At 26.2% G+C, this 18,378-nt stretch carries 10 protein-coding genes; 7 read left to right on the top strand and 3 right to left on the bottom strand.

Annotation, left to right across the window (positions count from 1 at the left end; all coding sequences use genetic code 11):
- Nucleotides 1–409 precede the first annotated feature (409 nt).
- From ACSIGE_RS03940 to ACSIGE_RS03925, 4 genes are all read left to right on the top strand, one after another.
- A complete protein-coding gene (locus ACSIGE_RS03940) occupies nucleotides 410–1,156 on the top strand; it encodes a hypothetical protein (RefSeq protein ID WP_440881489.1) in 747 nt (248 codons plus the stop codon).
- A 289-nt stretch (nucleotides 1,157–1,445) separates the two neighbouring features.
- Nucleotides 1,446–1,673, top strand: coding sequence for a hypothetical protein (locus ACSIGE_RS03935; RefSeq protein WP_440881488.1), 228 nt, complete (start codon nucleotides 1,446–1,448; stop codon nucleotides 1,671–1,673).
- Nucleotides 1,674–2,258: 585 nt separating this feature from the next.
- Nucleotides 2,259–3,032 (top strand): hypothetical protein, encoded by a 774-nt coding sequence (locus ACSIGE_RS03930; RefSeq protein ID WP_440881487.1) that lies wholly within the window; start codon nucleotides 2,259–2,261, stop codon nucleotides 3,030–3,032.
- A gap of 1,618 nt (nucleotides 3,033–4,650) precedes the next feature.
- Nucleotides 4,651–6,090, top strand: a complete 1,440-nt coding sequence (locus tag ACSIGE_RS03925) for a leucine-rich repeat domain-containing protein (protein ID WP_440881486.1) — start codon at nucleotides 4,651–4,653, stop codon at nucleotides 6,088–6,090.
- A 799-nt stretch (nucleotides 6,091–6,889) separates the two neighbouring features.
- On the opposite strand, the gene ACSIGE_RS03920 is transcribed toward ACSIGE_RS03925, so the two are convergent.
- Entirely contained in the window at nucleotides 6,890–7,762 is an 873-nt protein-coding gene (locus tag ACSIGE_RS03920) for an SDR family oxidoreductase (protein ID WP_440881485.1), read from the bottom strand.
- A gap of 1,223 nt (nucleotides 7,763–8,985) precedes the next feature.
- Between ACSIGE_RS03920 and ACSIGE_RS03915 the strand changes: the two genes are divergently transcribed.
- Nucleotides 8,986–10,467 carry a hypothetical protein gene (locus tag ACSIGE_RS03915; protein ID WP_440881484.1) on the top strand — a complete coding sequence of 494 codons (1,482 nt, stop codon included), beginning with the start codon at nucleotides 8,986–8,988 and terminating at the stop codon, nucleotides 10,465–10,467.
- A gap of 291 nt (nucleotides 10,468–10,758) precedes the next feature.
- On the opposite strand, the gene ACSIGE_RS03910 is transcribed toward ACSIGE_RS03915, so the two are convergent.
- Complete coding sequence (locus ACSIGE_RS03910; RefSeq protein ID WP_440881483.1) at nucleotides 10,759–11,223, bottom strand: tetratricopeptide repeat protein; 465 nt, start codon at nucleotides 11,221–11,223, stop codon at nucleotides 10,759–10,761.
- A complete protein-coding gene (locus ACSIGE_RS03905) occupies nucleotides 11,223–11,822 on the bottom strand; it encodes a superoxide dismutase (RefSeq protein ID WP_440881482.1) in 600 nt (199 codons plus the stop codon). The genes ACSIGE_RS03910 and ACSIGE_RS03905 overlap by 1 nt, the downstream gene beginning before the upstream one ends.
- Before the next feature lie 1,312 nt (nucleotides 11,823–13,134).
- Between ACSIGE_RS03905 and ACSIGE_RS03900 the strand changes: the two genes are divergently transcribed.
- Together ACSIGE_RS03900 and ACSIGE_RS03895 are read left to right on the top strand one after the other, a co-directional pair.
- Nucleotides 13,135–13,521 (top strand): hypothetical protein, encoded by a 387-nt coding sequence (locus ACSIGE_RS03900; RefSeq protein WP_440881481.1) that lies wholly within the window; start codon nucleotides 13,135–13,137, stop codon nucleotides 13,519–13,521.
- 2,525 nt (nucleotides 13,522–16,046) lie between these two features.
- Entirely contained in the window at nucleotides 16,047–17,672 is a 1,626-nt protein-coding gene (locus tag ACSIGE_RS03895) for a thiol-activated cytolysin family protein (protein ID WP_440881480.1), read from the top strand.
- The last annotated feature ends 706 nt before the right edge of the window (nucleotides 17,673–18,378 follow it).

Below are 18,378 nucleotides of genomic sequence, written 5' to 3'. Positions count from 1 at the left end.
GAGATAGCACAGTGATTTCACAATGATTTTAATGTTTAGTTAATTTACTTAGTTTTTTATTTGTTTAGTATTGAGTTTTTTATATAATTTTGAAGCTTCAAAATTTAAGCTTTAGAGTTGAATAAGCCAATAATCATTTTATTTTTTATGTAAATTACACTAATTTCCGTTGTGTCATTATACAATAAAAATCAATTTAAAGTTAGATATGCATAATTGAATTGTCTGATACGATTGTAGAGAAGAATAATAATTTTATTGAGTTTCTTTAAGCTTAATTTTGTTGAACAAATAATTTTTAGATCTGTGTTAAAGACTTTGTCAAAGTAAAATACTAGTTGCTATTTTAATATAAGTCTACAAAGGTCTTAATTACAAAAAAACAAATATAACAAGTAAAACAAATATTATGGCAAATACACCAAATGAAGCACAAGCTATTATTAATAAATTTAATGATAGCGGTTTATTAGTTAGAACCGCTCAACTTAACAATGCACATTTAGAATTTCAAGATGCAGGAGCACCGGCTTCTGAATTTTCAGGAGTAAAAGAAAAAAGATACGGTCCAAAACGAAATTGGTCTTTGATTCATAATAGACTTATTGCTGCCCCATATAAAATGGTAAGCACGGCTGAAGAAGAAGAGGAACTAAAAGATCTTCAGGCTAAAGGTCCTGCTGGAAAAGCGATGCTTGATAAAAAGTTTAGAAGTATAGGTTTATTAGCTGCTCCAGATGCAATTGGAAATGATAGGTTTTTGAAATTCAGTGAAGCAGATGCCTCAAGTAGCTCTACTATGACTGGGCAAGAAAAAACTTTTTCACCGGATCAATTTAAGTCTCAAATGGAAGGGTTACGTAATACGTTGTTGCAAAAACAAAAAGATTACAAAGGAAGATTGGATAATAGTGAAATACAAACTGTTGGTTTTAATACAGATGCAGTTAAAGCTCTTTTATTTAAACCAGGAGGTTTTAAAGATTGGGCCGAAGCTAAACCTAAATTTCAAGAAGTAGTAAAAAAGATTACCACAACAAATGATTTACCTGGATTTACTCCTTCAACATTAAAAGAAATTCAGATTTTTACATATAAAATTAATGAAACAGAAAAAACAACGACGTTAGAATATTTAGATACTCTTAAGGCTTAAGTAAGTTATTTTTTAGTTTCGAATAGTATAAAAAACACCTTAATTTAAGGTGTTTTTTTATACCTATGTTTTAGTATATGTATTATAAATATGAACAAATATATTAATGTAATTGAAAAAATAATTTTTAGGGTTAAACAACCTTTTCTTGTTGATAATAGAATATTGAAAAGTAATTCTTCTTACGTCTTAATTATTATCATGTGTTTTTAAACCTAAAGTTAAAAAACATGATAACATAGATTATTTAAGGTTACAGCAGAAGTATGACGAAAGTATAAAGTTAAAAATGTCTGATATTACTCATTGGGGTAGTAATAGTGATTTTAGATTTTTTAAAAAAAAAGAAATATGTAAAGTTATGATCGAATTAGAAAATGAAAAAAAAGCAATTGTGCTAGACCTCTATCTTACTACTGATAATAATTGTGTTGATAGTATTGCGGAGAAAACAGGTTTACCTTCACGAAAGGTAAGTGAGATTATAAATAAATATTTAAGGAGAAATGATAAATAATAAAGATTAAAAGATACGTATTTATTACAATACTAATTATTTTTATGAAATTAAGGGCAGATGTATTCATGATTAGATATGTTTATTCTGAGATGATTATTGAATATTGTACTTGTTAATTAACGAGTTCATTTAAGAGTAATATTGATGGAAATTTATAGATAAGGTATATAGAACATTAATTTTTGTTTTTCTTATTTCCTCTAAAATTGGTTATTAGATCTATTGTGAATTATTTTTTGCTTGAAATTAAGAAGAAAGAATTATCGATATCAGAAGTATAAATTTTTTTGATACGGTTAACTTTTTTGTTACTAGGTATAAAGGTGTTATTTCAAACTTAAGTCCTTGTTATAATGAATATTTGTATAAAGTCAAAAATAATTAGTTTTCGGTAATATTATGGAATAAATAATTTTAGCAATCGGAATTACAAGAGACATCTAATACTTTTTATTTTTGTGTTAAAGTTTGGTTAAAAAAACAAAGAAGTGTTAAAAATTAAATTAGTTTTATTTTGAAATATTTTTAATTGTGGCTTTCAGCAAAGTGACAAAGTAAAATCTCAATTAAATTAAAAAATTGATGAAGAATAAAAACCTAAAATCATTGCATATTTTTTTAACAAATTCTCAAAAGCTTAAAATAGTTCTCTTAAGTATATTATATATTTTTTGTTTTACCTCTTGTAAAACAGAAAATAAGTCGAAGAATAAAAATAATTTTAATTTAGATAAAAAGATAGCCAATATATTAGATGTTTATGATCATGCCTATCTATCTGAAGAAAATGAATTAATCGGCGTTACATATTATAAAAAAAATAATGATAGATATGTTAAATTGAAACTAAAAGGAATTGATGAATTAAATCTTCCTCTTATTAGTGCTGGTGCTAAATCAGGTGAATATAAAAAAGATAATTATGTTTGGTACTGGAAAAGGCATGAGGGACAATATAAAGCTGAATTTAATGATGGTAGCAAAGAATTTAAACTACTAGAAATAGATGAAGATGTATATTCTAATAAAAAATATAAACTACCCACAATAAATATTAAAGAAGGTTATCAGGTAATACCTTCAACAGTTGTACGAGTTAATTCAAGAGGCGTTTGGCCTTCATTTGACGAAAAATTAGGAACTGTTGAAGTATTTGATGATAAAGGAAATTTATTATCTGTTGAAGTATTATGGGCTGACGAAAAGTGGATAAAAAATGGGCCTGATATGTATTCTTGTTTTTTACAATTTGATGTAAAAGAACCAACAAAAGGAAAAATTGTAATTTCTAATAATTATAGAGACAAGAAAGATAAGAAAAGTATTGAAATACCTGTAATTTTAATAAATATTTAGTGTTTATTACCTCAAGGCATTATTTTAGAAAGATTGCTTTTTTAAGTAAAATACATAGCATTGTGTATTTTTTAATTGTCAATACGAAAAGATAAAATATCCCAAAAAACTACAATCTAGATTCATAACACACGAATGAAGCGATATAAAAACTCGTTTTTAACTCTTATTTTAGTCTCTTCTTTTCTATAGAGTTGCCAACTTCACAAAAAATAAGTGAAAAACAAAAAAATCTGAGGCATATAGGGAATATTGAAAAAACGATCAGATTTAAGAATTAGATTTCAAAGTTTGTAAAGGAGATGATAAAGCCTTTCAATATTTTAATTTAGGATCAGTTTACAGCGAAAAAAAGTTAAAAATTTTAAACACTTTTCAATCAAATTTCCAACCAATTACTTCCAAAAAAGAAAATGGACTTATTGAATACGGTTTATTGTAAACTACTAGGGAAAAGCAGGAAGGCTTTGAATTTTGCAATCAAACCAGAACTACTAAAAAAGAGAGATTTATAAATTAAAAATTTCTCAACTTATTAGATAATTAAACGAATTAAAAAGCTGGTGAGTTCTTAAAAGAAATGAATTAGTAGTTGATTGTTATACGTATTTAATATTCAAATTTCCATCTCTAAGCACATTTGCACAACCAAATTGCAAAACGCATAAATATTATAGAGATACTCTAAAATACAAAGTTTGTTTAAAGACAATGGAAATTAAGCCTTATTACTAGTTTAGTGAAGAATATCAAAATATTTTAGATGAATCAATTGAGATCGATCCAACTTTTCAGTATGCTTATTGGTCAAAATCTATAGCTTACCTAAAAAGTGGAGATTTCATGACTTGGAAAAAGTTAATCGATAGAACGGTTCTTTAAAATTCAATAAAAAAATTAGGATTCAGAGATCAGTATCGCTACCAATTCTTTAGAGATTATAAAGGAGCAATCAAAGATAATATAGAGAAGTTAGATAGTTTAGTAGATTAGAATATTGGGTATTCTCAAAATGGAGTATACCATTTAAATATGTACAAAAACTTGTTTTATAATACTGTAAGAAAGGTGTGAAAGCTTTTTAAATTATAGAAAATTTAGGTAAATGATTATTTTACACCTTGGAGTTTTTTATTTGTAAATTAAAAAAAAAATAAAAAGTCTTTCAGATATTTATGGAATAATTAAAAAATAATAACTGGTTTGAAAATTACTATTATTCAGCTTGTAACCTGCAATAAATTAAACGATCTAGAGAAACACAATTCTTGTTTGATAAAAACAAAGTTGCTTTACACTGAAGAAAAAAAACCAGATTCATAGTTAATTCCAATGTATAAAATATACTTATAAGCTATATAAAATGAAATAAAAATGACAAGCTATATTAGTTCATAGCTTACTTTGTTTATTGATTTTTTTAGAAAAAAATCCTTACTTAAAAATTTAATATTATTGATTAAGCTAGTATTCAAGCCTCCTAATAAACTTACTCGAACAGGTAAAAAATTATTACATAGCATCTTAGTTAATAACTTTTTTTATTGTCAATATTTAAGTAGTTAACTTAGAAAATAAGAGTAGTTTTGCGGGCTTGGAAATTCATAAAAACTAAAATATGAAACAATGTAATTTGCTTTTAGGAGTTTTAATTAGTTGCTCTTTATTTTCTTGTTCAGAAGATGATTTAGTAACTGAAAAAGAGGCTTCTTTTATGAAATATGATATAGCAACTGAGCAAAAAACAACATTCTTAAGGAGCAGAAGAGAATCTAATATTATACGATTTGAAGATTCTGAGTTTAAAAAAGCTTTAATTGATGAAAGCGTAGATAAAAATGATGATGGAGAAATTCAAAAAAACGAAGCAGAAGCTATTACGGAATTATATGTAGATGATTATAAAATTAAATCTTTAAAAGGAATAGAGTTTTTTACAAACCTTTTAAAACTAGATTGTTCTGAGAATGAGTTAGTAAATTTAGATATTTCTAAAAATATAAAATTAGAACAGTTATTATGTAAACGAAATCAACTAATAGCATTGGATCTTTCGGAAAACAGATTTCTTTCTAGAGTAAAATGTCAAGGTAATAAATTAACTTGCATTCAGGTAGCTGATATGAATAAAGTAGATAGGAAGTGGAGAAAGGACAGGAGTGCTTATTGGAATACAAATTGTAATGATGATGATGAAATTATTCAATTTGAAGATATTAATTTTAAAAAAGCTCTTGTTTCTGATGGAGTAGATAAAAATCAGGATGGAGAAATTCAAAAAGGTGAAGCAAAAGTGATAAAACGTTTGTATGTGGAGAATAAAGGTTTGAAATCCATAACAGAAGTAGAATTCTTTGTAAACCTTGAGAAGTTGTATTGTTTTAACAATCAATTGGCTATTTTAGATGTTTCTAAAAATCTAAAGCTTTTAGATTTAAGATGTAATCGAAATCAATTAACGAATTTAAATATTTCAAAAAATGCTAATCTTGAAGTTTTAACCTGCAGTGATAATCAATTAACGAATATAGATGTTTCAAAAAATAATAACCTGCAAATATTAGCCTGTAGTAATAATCGATTAACTAGTTTAGGTATTTCCAAAAATATTAAACTTCACAAGTTAAGTTGTTATGATAATCAAATAATTAGTTTGGATGTATCTAAAAATATTAATCTTATATCTTTAGATTGTAGTAGAAATCAACTTTCAAGCTTGGATGTTTCAAAAAGTACAGAGCTTAAATGGTTAGACTTAACGTATAATGAATTATTGAATTTGGATGTTTCAAAAAATATAAAACTCAATATTTTATACTGTGGAGGTAATGAATTATTGAGTTTAGATGTTTCAAAGAATCTGAACCTTAGAGTATTGTATTGCTTTAATAACCAGCTAACCAGTTTAGATATTTCCAAAAATTTAAATATTCAAACTGTATATTGTTATATGAATTCTAATTTAACCTGTATAAAGGTTCCTGATGTAGCATTAGCAAAGAGTAGTAAATGGAGAAAAGACAAATACGCTTCTTTTAGTATCAGCTGTTCTAATTAATATTTTTGGACTAGCATAAAAGATAAAAGATCTGATTTTATTGGATCAGGTCTTTTTTATAAAATAATTAAGTGCAAGCAATTTTTAAAATTCACAGATAATAATAAATAGATATTGAATTAATTTATAAATGAAGAACTGTTTTTGTATGTCAACTTATATCATTAGGTGTTTTTTGCTTGAATTCTTTATTTATTTCTTTTTTTAGAATTCACTATATATCAACTTTTGTTTTTAGAACTCTTTTAATTCTTTAAAAAAGTTGTAAAACAAGTAAATGTGAATACATTTCTTTAATTATGTTTTTATAAGATAAATTTAAAAGTATAAATAAGATCGAATTTTCTTTAGTATTAATAAAATAATTTTAGTATTTTTTATTTATGACTCTCATGTAAATGACATATTAAAACTATTTAAGTTTTGTTTTTTATAGTTTTTTAAAGAGTTGTTTTTAAAGTTGTACTTGTATCAGAAACATTTGTAATTTTGATATAATCAGAGAAAATAACGTTCATTTTTTTACCACAAAAGGATTCGGTTGGAGTTGTGCAAATCAAAGATAACTTTCAGATACTTAACTTTTTCCTCTTTCTTTAAAACGTTTTGGACGCTATTGATTTAAAAACATAATTTATGTATTAGTTAAAAAAATCATTTGCGATATTTTTATCAAAAAAAGAATCAAAATATACTATTAATAAAGGGGATAGCTTTTTTGATTCTTTTATTTGAGAAATAAAAGAAGCTTTAGTGCTTCTATTATTTATGAACAAAATTGATTTTGGTATATTTTTTCTCAGGAAACTTTTGTTTCTTTCATAAATTCTACTTGTAATGTTTTCAAGACTTCATCTTGAAGCGGTTGGTAAGTTTTGTTCATTTCTAGGGCTCCATAATCCATGCCAACTACGGTTCTTGTAGGTCTTTTTCCATGAGGCATGCTAGCTAAACTTAAATAAGTATCTACCACTTCTTGTGATTGAGGTGCTTCAGGTGATTTTAAAAATTGATCAAACTGATCTATCATTCCGTTCTTAATGGAATCCAATTGAGGATAATCAGTAAGTATTTCTTTGCGATCCTCCTCTTGAATAGAACCAAACAATCCAGTACCAAAAGGGCCAGGTTCTACTAAAACTATTTCAACACCTTGCCCAGCAACTTCATATTTTAAAGCTTGAGAATAACCTTCCACAGCAAATTTAGAAGCATTATAAGTACCACAGAAAGGCCACGCAACACGTCCAGCTACAGAAGTAGTGTTAATAATTAGTCCTTTACCAGCTTTACGCATAGATGGTAAAATTGCTTGACTAACTCTTATAATACCATAATAATTTGTATTCATTTGTTGGTGCGCCTGTTCAACACTGAAAGCTTCCGTAATACCAACATACATAATCCCTGCATTATTGATAAGTATATCAATATTAATAGCATCCTTGAGTATTAAATTTGCTGCATTTTTAACAGAAGTATCGCTAGTTACATCCATTTCTACAACTGTAATATCGGAAGAATGGTTTTCTAATTCAGTTTTTTTTTCTGCATTTTTACCCTCCGTATTTCGCATAGTAGCAAATACTTTATATCCGTTATCTGCAAAATCTTTTGCAGCTTTTAAACCAAAACCGTTACTACTGCCAGTTATCATGACTTTTTTTTTCATAATTTATACATTTAAAGTTACCATACAAAGTTCAAAAACATCTCTCTGTTTTAAATAAAACAAATTCAATTAACTATAATACTTTTTACAGGAGCTAAGAACTAGTTAACAATCACTTGTTCTTTTTATATTAATATTAGCAGTTTATAGATATGGATAGATTTAAAAATAGTATTATCTAGTTTAAAAAGTAAAATAGATATGATTAATAGAAATTTTAAGTGCGTTCTTTCTTTTTTATTGATTGTCAGTTCTTTTTTTAAAATCTAAATTGACCCACTGTCCTAGTTCCTGTCGAATTTTCAATGATGTATAATGTAAATCCGTTTTCATCCTCTATAATTTTAGATATGGTTCTGATTTTTGAAAAATCTCCGCTTGTATCTGTGTATGCTACGGTAGTATTTTTCTTTAGCTCCTTTTTTTGGAGATAAAAAACATTACTTTTATTGGTTTAACTTAATAGATTCTTCTGTTTATATTGTATCTACAAGTGTAATAAACCTTTTTAAATACCTTTTTTGTTCTTTCAAACTCTACAAGAGGACATTTATTTACGCCTAAAGTGTCCTAGATCCTTTTAGTACGAATAGGTTGTATATCGTATTCTTGTACTCTATATTTTTTTATGTCAGCTTCATTAATCATTTGAATAAAAAAGATTTTATCGTTTAGATACATAATACTATTTCCGCTCTTATAGATTTTGTTTTCATGAAATTCTTTGTTACGTATATAAAAGTGCATTTATGATTAAATTTTGAACTTAAAAATTCTTTTATTTAATGAATTGTAGTCACCTATAATTTTAAGCTTATCTAAATCTTTGTCGAGACCATATTAAAATAAAAAAGCAAGCTTTTATTTTATTTATTTAAGTTTTTAGTACTAAGATTATTGAGAGAAATTAGTAAGATAATAGTTTTTTTTAACTAAGATTTAGTAGTTGTCTAAAGCTGATTATTGCTAGTTTTGCCCCGTATTAACAGTTATACAGGGATCTCTTAATTATTATTTTTTTGTTCAGAAATGAACTTATTTTAAAAATACACATAAGTTGTTAATGGGTGTTTTCATGCTTTTAGTCTAATGCATGTATACTCGTAATTATCGGTATTTACAATTCAATTATTTGCTGTGAATAAATATTATTTTTTGATTTTAAAAGTTTTTTTGACTTTTAAATAAAGGATTTAAATTAAATATAAAAACAATTATCGAATATGTTAGATAATCTTAATATTCAATTAGGAGCGGAAGTGGCAAATGGACACTTAAATAATGCATATAAAGTTCAATTTCCATTTTCTATTGAAGATCGTCAATATTTTTATGGTCAAAGTCAAAGTACTTATGGCTGGTTTATACAAGAAATTTTGCCAGGAGGAAAGATGGGGGAAAAGACAGCAGAAGGTGTTTTTAACAATGCTTATGACGTACAATTTCCATTTTCTATTGATGGTCGTCATTTTTTTTATGGTCAAAACCAAAGTACCAATTATTGGTTTATTCAAGAGTTACTACCAGGAGGATTGATGGGAGAGGAGACTGCTAATGGTTTTATGAACAACGCTTATGGAGTACAATTTCCATTTTCTATTGATGGTCGTCATTTTTTTTATGGTCAAAATCAAAGTACCAACTATTGGTTTATTCAAGAGTTGCTACCAGGAGGATTGATGGGGGAGGAGACTGCTAATGGTTTTATGAACAACGCTTATGGAGTACAATTTCCATTTAGTATCAATGAATGTCATTATATTTACGCCCAAAATCAGAGCACTAATTATTGGTTTATTCAAGAATTACTACCAGGAGGATTGATGGGAGAGGAGACTTCAAATGGGTACTTGGACAGTGCTTATGGAGTTCAATTTTTATATCCAACAAAACTTTTTGGTCATCAATATTTCTATGGTCAAGACCAAAGTAGTAAACGATGGTTTGTTAGAGAACTATTGGAAGAAGGGAAAATGGGAGAAGAAGTTATGCAAGGGCATTGGGATAATGCTTACAGTGTACAGTTTTCTTTTGAAATAGGTGATATATCTTATTTCTTTGCACAAAATCAGAGTACTAATTATTGGTTTATTCAAGAATTACTTTCAAGCACAGAATATACAATTAAAAATTTACCAAGACTCAACTTACCTTCATTAGCAGCTAATCAAAGGCCTTCTGATAATTTTAAGTCATCTTACCCTGTAGGATGGTTGCCTTATCTTGCAGATTGGAAACGTTATGTTAAAGAAGGAGGGCCAATTTTTAAATACCATGATCCTGAAAGTATTGAAGGAGTAGGAGTATTATTACCCATGGTTAATGGAAAATTATATGGAAATCAGTTGAAACGACAAATAACAGAGGAATTGAAGTTGTATGCTCAAAGTGAAGGACATTATTCTTGGGTGTTAGTTCCTGGTGGAAAAATTTTGTATAAATGGAATTCTCAGTTAGCTCTTGATTCAAGAGATTATACGAGGCATAGCGATTTAAATGCAGGGCTTCCAGTTACATGTGCAGGCGAATTTTATTTAACACGAAAAACGTCATTTATTTTTTTAAATACACTTTATATTGAAATTAATGATAGCTCGGGACATTATAAACCAGATGGAAATGTTTGTTTTAGGTATGTTTTAGATCAATTTGCTGAACTGGGTATAAAACTTGATAATGTTATTGTAAAAACACGTGATGCTTAGTTTAATAGAATGAATATTGATTAATGTTTATAGTTTCATTTTAGTGTGAAATCACGTATTTAAATTTATTACTAAATTAAAAAAGCCTTACTTATTTAAGTAAGGCTTTATAATTATCTGTCCAGTTGGGGGATATATATCCAGGAAAAAGAGAATCATATATGGAGGGTGGATATATTTAAGGCTGTACAGATAAAATAAAACGTTTAAACATTATAAAATAAATTATGTTTGATTATTTTAAAATGAGTAAAATACTCTTAAAAAAAGAGTTTAATTGTATAAATAATTTTATGGAATATTTATGACGTTATTCTCTATGAGTTGTTTTTTTATTTCAGTAAATAATTTTTCATCCTCTTTTTTAACTAAATTATTCTTTTTTCTAAAGTAAATATATGCCAGTGTAGCTCTTTTAAGCTCTGATTGTAAGCTGTCTATATTAAGATCCTTATTTGTTTTTAAATGTAAAAGATAGTAAATGACTCTTTTTAAAAGTTTTTCAGTTTCTTTTTTATTATTAAGTTTTTCAAAAGTGTTAGCTAAGTTGTTGCAAGAAATAATATAAATTTGTACAAAGGCGGTTTTTAAACGAATACAGTCTGAAATATTATTATTCAATACTTCAGCTCTGTAAAGAGCATCTTTGTAACCTGATATCGCTTTTTTGTAATTTCCTTTTTTAAAGAAGTTATTACTTTCAGTAGTTAAGGCCTTCCAGTGTTCTTCTATATGATTCACACAAGTATCACTCATTACAATACTATATTTTTATTAGCAAAATCCCAGTTGACAATTTCCCAAAAACCTTCTACGAATTTTGGTCTTACATTTTTATAATCTATGTAATAAGCATGTTCCCAGACATCTAATGTGAGAATTGGTTTTTTGAGTTCAGTCAATGGAGTATGGGCGTCTTTCATAGCAAGTATTTCAAGTTTACCTTTTTCATTTTGAGCCAACCAAGTCCAACCTGCACCAAATAACTTAATGGCTGTCGATGAAAATTGCTCTTTGAATTGCTGAAAATTACCAAAATCACGAATTATTAATTCTTTAATCTTTCCCGATGGTTCTTTACCACCATTTGGCGAGAGACAATGCCAGAAAAAAGAATGATTCCAATGTTGCGCAGCATTATTAAAAAGACTATCGTTTTTTTCAATATATCCTTTTTGTATAATTTTTTCAATGCTAAATTCTTCTATTTCAGTATCTTTTACTAGGTTGTGAAGGTTGTTTACGTAAGCGGCATGATGCTTACTATAGTGATAGTCAAATGTTTGCTCTGTTATAATTGGATTTAGTGCTTTTTTGTCATATGGAAGTTCTGGAAGTGTATGTGTAATTTTCATTTTATGTTTTTGTTTTTAACAATTTTATTTGTCTTTTTAGTTTATCTATTTAAGTAAGTGATGTTTTATCAGAATACTATTATTACATATTTGATCAATTTAGTAATGTTTGTTTTTTAGATTTACAAAAATAATTTTTTAGACTTGTCTAAAAAAATAAAATGATAAAAAATAAAAAAAATGAATCAATATTTAAATTGTGAATTGATTTTAAAAGGGAGTAATCTTCTGATAATTAGTGTGAATTGGGTAATAAATGTTTAATCAAATATTTTACTTGAATTTTAATATTAGTTTAGATAAAGTCGTTATGTGGTGGGTATAATTTTCAAAGTCTTTAGACGTTAAAGATGTTGAATTAAAATAAAAAGAAGTCGTAAATTGTACTCCTAGAGTTATTTATGATGAAAAAATAACCATTGTAATATAATGATAGTTGATTACTCAAGATAATTTAGATATCTATAAGGCATTATATTTAGCTTTGGAAGTAAGCTATCTTTCCTTTTTTTTATAATCAATGTTATGCTCTTACCATATTTTGAAAAGAAAAATTTTATTTTCCATATGGTTGATTCTTTTTTATTTCTATATAGTTCTTAATGCAATATTTTATGTGTAAAAAGCATAAGGAAGTTTAAAGATTGTTATAAGTTGAGAATATTTAAATTTTATGCTAGTTTTTTTCTTTATGGTTTTAACAATTGCTTTTTGGAATGATAGAAAATCTAAAACTAATCTAAAAAAATAGAGTGTATACAATTTTTAATTTCAGTTTTAAAAAAACATTAAAGATGTTCTTATTGAGAAATAATGACTTAATTTAAAAAAGCGGAAAAATACAGAGTGCTTATCGGTAATCCCTAACTGTTTGGCGTTTTTAACAGATATCTTTACAATGTTGTTTTTTAACATGCAAATCAAAAAATAAAGTTTATTATTATGGGGAAATTTTTAATAAAAAAAACAAAATTATTTTTGGGTCGCTTAACATTTATTTTAGCCGAATTTGGCAAAGGAGCGAGTTACGCATTAAGACATTAAAAAACAAAGCTAACCAAACTTATTTTTATGAAAATCTCTTAGAGCTATATTGGTCTAAGAGATTTTTTTATCAGATCTATGTCAATTAAAATAGCCCAATTTTAAAAGGTTTAAATAGGTCAATTAACTTTTTATTTTTTTAAATTTGGTATATCGGCTATATTCAAATTTATTGATCAGTTTGCTTAAATAAGTATTTTAAACTGGTCTACTAAAACTCGAAAAAAATGACTTTTTCACTAAATATTTTAATTTTAATTATGCCAAAATGATAAAAAAAGGCTTGATAGTTATATTGTATACACTGCTAATATCATGTTCTAAAAATAATAATGAATTACGCTCTTTTAAAGATCCTATTATAGGGGTTTGGAAATTAGATAAGTATCTAGGAGATTTTTCTTTTGATGTTACCCCTGATTGTGTTAAGAATAATACTTTTATCGTTCACGATGATTTAACATTTGATCTTACAACATACGAAACCGACTCTCAGGGTAATTGTGTTGAGAAAGCTAGTAATAAAGGTGATATAAATAAAAAAGATGCAAATCTATATGAAGGAAGAAGAGCAGAAATGATTTTGTTAGATAATTCAACTTTAAAAATACAACCTTCACCAGCTTGGTTTATGATATTTAAAAAACAAAATTAACTCCGATTATTTTAAACCAGCACTGTGAATAGATAAATAAAAACAAGTTTCTTACATTAGAGACTTGTTTTCTATGACGTAAAGGATAGTAGTTGTAAGAAAAAAAGCCTTTTGAACTATTTTACTCGAATTTTTTCACTTTGCTAAATTAGTTGATTCTTTTTCATAATTCTTTGAAATTACTCAAATTATGACTTTTAGACAGCTAAAGAGATTTTTACGAGACCTTTAATTCTTATAATACACACTATTTAAATTATTATTTGGTGCTTTTAACGAATAATAATTAGTAATTTATTGGATCCCAATATTTCTCCTTCGTATATATTATGATATGGACCGTTTCTGTATGAAATTTGAAAAATTAAACTATTGAATGATAAGTTTTTTAAAAGAACCTTCGGTGGAAATGATTTTTTAAGTTTTCAATAATTTTATTGTACATATTAGATTTACTTTTGTAAATGATCTGTACCCTACAACTTATTCTGATAATATCTAAATTTCCTATTATTTTATTAATTGCTTTATATAATTTTATACAATAAATAATAAACATTAAATTACCTTTATTGTTTGTAATCTTATATTTCCATGGCAGACTTTAACAGCATTTTAATCATTAAACTAATTAGTTACAATAATAATATATAAAGAATTTACTTTACATATTATATGTTTTTGAATCAAGTAATTTAGTTATAATTTTATGGTATAAAACAAATGAGTTTTCAATGTTATTTTTCATAATATCTAAAATAAAGTTTTAAAATGAAGTATTTTAGAACACATATTAACCTTTTAATCTATACTTTCAAACATATTTATTTCATACTTTGAAAAATTACAGAAAGCCATACATAAAATATTAATATTTTGTGTTAAGAAAAAAACTTTACAGGTGTTGAATATGAGGTTAATTGAAAAACAATGAATTAAACTTCGATTAACTATAAGTTTATAGTAATATTTTTTTAGTGGTTTTAATTACAGAAATATTTATTGAATTGGGTAAATATCTTTGAATTATGTTAATACTGCGCATTAACTTCTTTCATGAAGTTGTGGGCTATAGATAGTAGAAAGTTTGGTTAACACGCAGTTAAATAACATGATATACGTAAAATTAAAACAATTATTTTGAATATAAAAATAATAATAAAGGAAAATATTAGGCATGTATAGGTTTGTTGTAAGTATAAAGTAATTTACCATAGGATATAGATTAAAGATAATCAAAATATGAAGTTTTGAAAAAGACTTATCGAACTTATTAACTATAGAAAACAGCATTTTTGTTAAATTAAATAGAAAAAACATATAGTATTTTTCTACTTATCTAGATTATTAAAAAGAACTAAGACAAGGAGAGTAAATTCGGGAGAGGTTTAATAAACTACATTTTTTTAAACTAAAATTTAGATAAATTATATTTTACAACGATTAAATATGGCTCCAAGAAATTAAAGACTGCCTAAACAGACAGTCTTTATTTTCTTAAAAAAATCTAAAGATATTTATTATTTATTTGATCTAAAGATACATGGAGGGAATATGTTTTTATTAAATTTTACATAATTAAAATTGATTTTAAAATAAGAAAAAACACTGTTTTAAGTATACTATAAATAATTACATGAAATTAATAGTGTATTTTATTAATAAAGTTACTTCGAATTATATATGGTATAGTTAGGTTTTGCAACAATATTGATGATGATTCAATTACTCTGATTTGTCATATTAGTTTTTGATTAAACAGTCTTTTTATTATTAGATTATAATTTCAAAGGCAGAAATATTTTATTCTAAATAAATAAGTTTTAATTTCAAGTTGTGATAAATAGTTTTATCTATGAAATTAGGTGAATCTTTAGGATACTTATCTTTTATTATCGTAGGTAAATCATTTTATAAGTCAGATTTCACTTTTATTTCAACTGTCTTTTCGAGATTACTTGCAATAAGGATTATCCGAGCAGCTTTCTAGAATAAAATTTTTGCTGTGATTAAGTGAAAAATTGTGTTATTCCGGATAGTTTAAACCTTATACCTATACAACTCTTTAAATTATGTTTTAAAAATTTTCAAAGGAGATAAGCAATAGTAAATATTCTATCCAATTAAATAAAAAAAGATTAGTAAGGCAGTGAAATAAAAATAGTTTATAAAAAATAATTTTTAGATAAAAAGTTCATGGTTTTTAGTTTCGTTAGAAAGAAGTTTAACATGAATTTCAATCTTACTCTTGAGCTTAAAAATGGTTATTATAGTTCAAATTCTTAAATTTTAGTACTGATAATACTATTTTTTTTATGAAAAATATAAGATATGCTCATTTTGACTATTAAACCATAAAAACGGTAGGCTGTAGTGATATTTACTAGGTTTTTTAAAAAATAAATATTTAAAAATGAAGTTGAAAATAGTTAACAAATACATAAAGCTTTGTTAAATGGATGATTAGAGCCTACAAAAAATAAATTAAGTACTAGTTTTGCATCATAAAATAAAATAAAAAATAAATGATTAGTAAATTTAGAGAGCTATCAACAAAATCGTTGGTAGTACTATCACTTGTAGCTACTTCTTGTAGCAATGATTTATCAGAAAATTCATTTGAAAATGAAAAAGCGACAGCTTTAAATGAGTTAAGTGCTAATAGAAATAAAATTAATGGTTGTGATGGTAAACCGGTACTAAAAGATAAAGACTACGATACTTTTTTCTCAATTGAGGACACTCCGAATTCTATATATGTAGGTGCTATTCTTAATCCTGAATCTATTAAAGAAGGTAACCCAACTGATGTGCCAATTTTTGATAATAAAAGAAATTCAATTACTGTTAGGATAGATGGACAAAGTGGGGTTCCCTTTAAAACAGAACGTGTAGTCCCGGCCCCAGGTCCAGCAAAAATAGGTGATGCTGTAAATGAAGTTTTACATAAATTTTATGAAGATGGTTCAGCTTTACCTGGTGAATTTGAAGTTTCAATCGAAGAAGTACATGGAACAGAACAATTACAAGCAGCATTAGATATTGGTTATTCTGGTCCAGTTAATAAGTTTTCATCAAGTCTAGGTGTTGATTTAAAAAGCGATAAAACCGCTGTAGCAGTAAAATTAAAACAAAAGTTTTATAGTGTATCGGTTACTCCAAAGTTAGGATTAATAGGAGAAGATGGTTGGTATTCAAATAAATTAGGTAAAAAAGAAGTGGTGAGGTTAATGAAGAAATATGCTGGCACTAAAGATCCTGTTTATGTAAATAAAGTAACTTATGGACGTCTTTATTCATTAGTATATCAATCAAGTAGTTCTGCAGCAGATTTAAAAGCAGCTTTAAATTATGCGTATAAAGGTGCGGTCGCTGGAGCTGATGCATCTCTTAAAGCAAAGTATCAACGTACACTTAATAATACAGAGGTTACAGTAAAGCAAATAGGAGGAAATAGTTCAGACGCATTCAAAACAGTTTTATTTGCTCATACAAAAGAAATTGATAAAATTATAAACGCTTTATCTAATCATTCAGACCCAGGTAAGAATAATCCAGGTGAAATAATTGGTTATCATACAAAAAGGATTAGTAATAATTCAGTGTATTCAATTAACACGACATATAATTCTGTAGAAAAAGGAAGGTGTCAAGAAATTGTTATTGATCCAACGACACTGTATTATAATGGAGGTGATCATGGTACTGGTGGATCTGAATTTTATGGAGATTTTATAGTAGAAGAATTAGACGTGGAAACCGGAGATTGGAATCCTATTAGTAATAGACTTAGGTGGGGATTTAATAATGATTTAAATATAAAAAGAGATCATTTTACATATGGTATAGATCATGAATATGCGAATGGTAATGACCTAGTTTTTAATATAACAAAGGAGGAAGGAAAAAGATTTAGAATTGTTTCTACGCTTGGTGAGTGTGATGATTTTTGTATAGACGAAACAAAAAATATAGTGTATGAATATGTTGCTAAGCAAGATAAATGGTTAGAACATAATTCTAATAACGCTATCGGAAAGGGTCGTAATAATAGAAATACAAATAAACTTGGTTATGTACAGAAAGATGATGATAACTATGTTTGTACTATAAAATTCGATACATATATACTGAATAAAGAAACGCCATAACAAATAGAAAAAATTATAAATATAAAAAAGTCATCAGTTTTAAACTGGTGACTTTTTTATTTAAGTTATTGATTCAGATAAACTAGTGTTAAGGAGAAGATTAATAAACTTTTGATTTGTAACATTATTTATTCTAATAATAAACGATCTACTTTTTTAACCTAAAAAGTAGACTACTATATTTTGTCTGAACTCCATTTTAAAGTGACATAAAGCTTCACTTTAAGCTAGCTTTAATAACTATTTTAGTTTTCTGTAATTTTAGGTGTGTTCCTATCAACTTTATGAGAGAATAAATTCGTTATAACATACCACTAAGATCAAAGCATTTCATATTATACGGATAAATTGAATTTAACGAACTTTTCATTAGTATTTGAATATTCTAAATGTTATGAGCTTTTAAATTATATATAGGTGTTTTTAATTTTTATAAATACAAGTGCTTTTAGAAAAGATATACAAAATAAAATGATGTTTAAATTACATATATTTTATTTCTCTTATGGTTTAATAACTTTAGAAAAGCTCCCTAAGGAGCGTATTTCTAAAGAGAAAGTGAATAATGAAGGTAAAAAAATCGTTTTAAGTACTACATATAATTAATACGATTAGTTAAAAAACGATTCATAAATTAAATAATATTCAAATTTATTTTTTTTGGAGAAAAATCAATTATTAATTTATGTGTAAAAGTTATGAAAAA

Source organism: Tenacibaculum profundi (assembly GCF_052050075.1).
In the GTDB taxonomy this organism is placed as follows: domain Bacteria; phylum Bacteroidota; class Bacteroidia; order Flavobacteriales; family Flavobacteriaceae; genus Polaribacter.
This window is presented reverse-complemented; position numbering and strand designations above follow the sequence as displayed.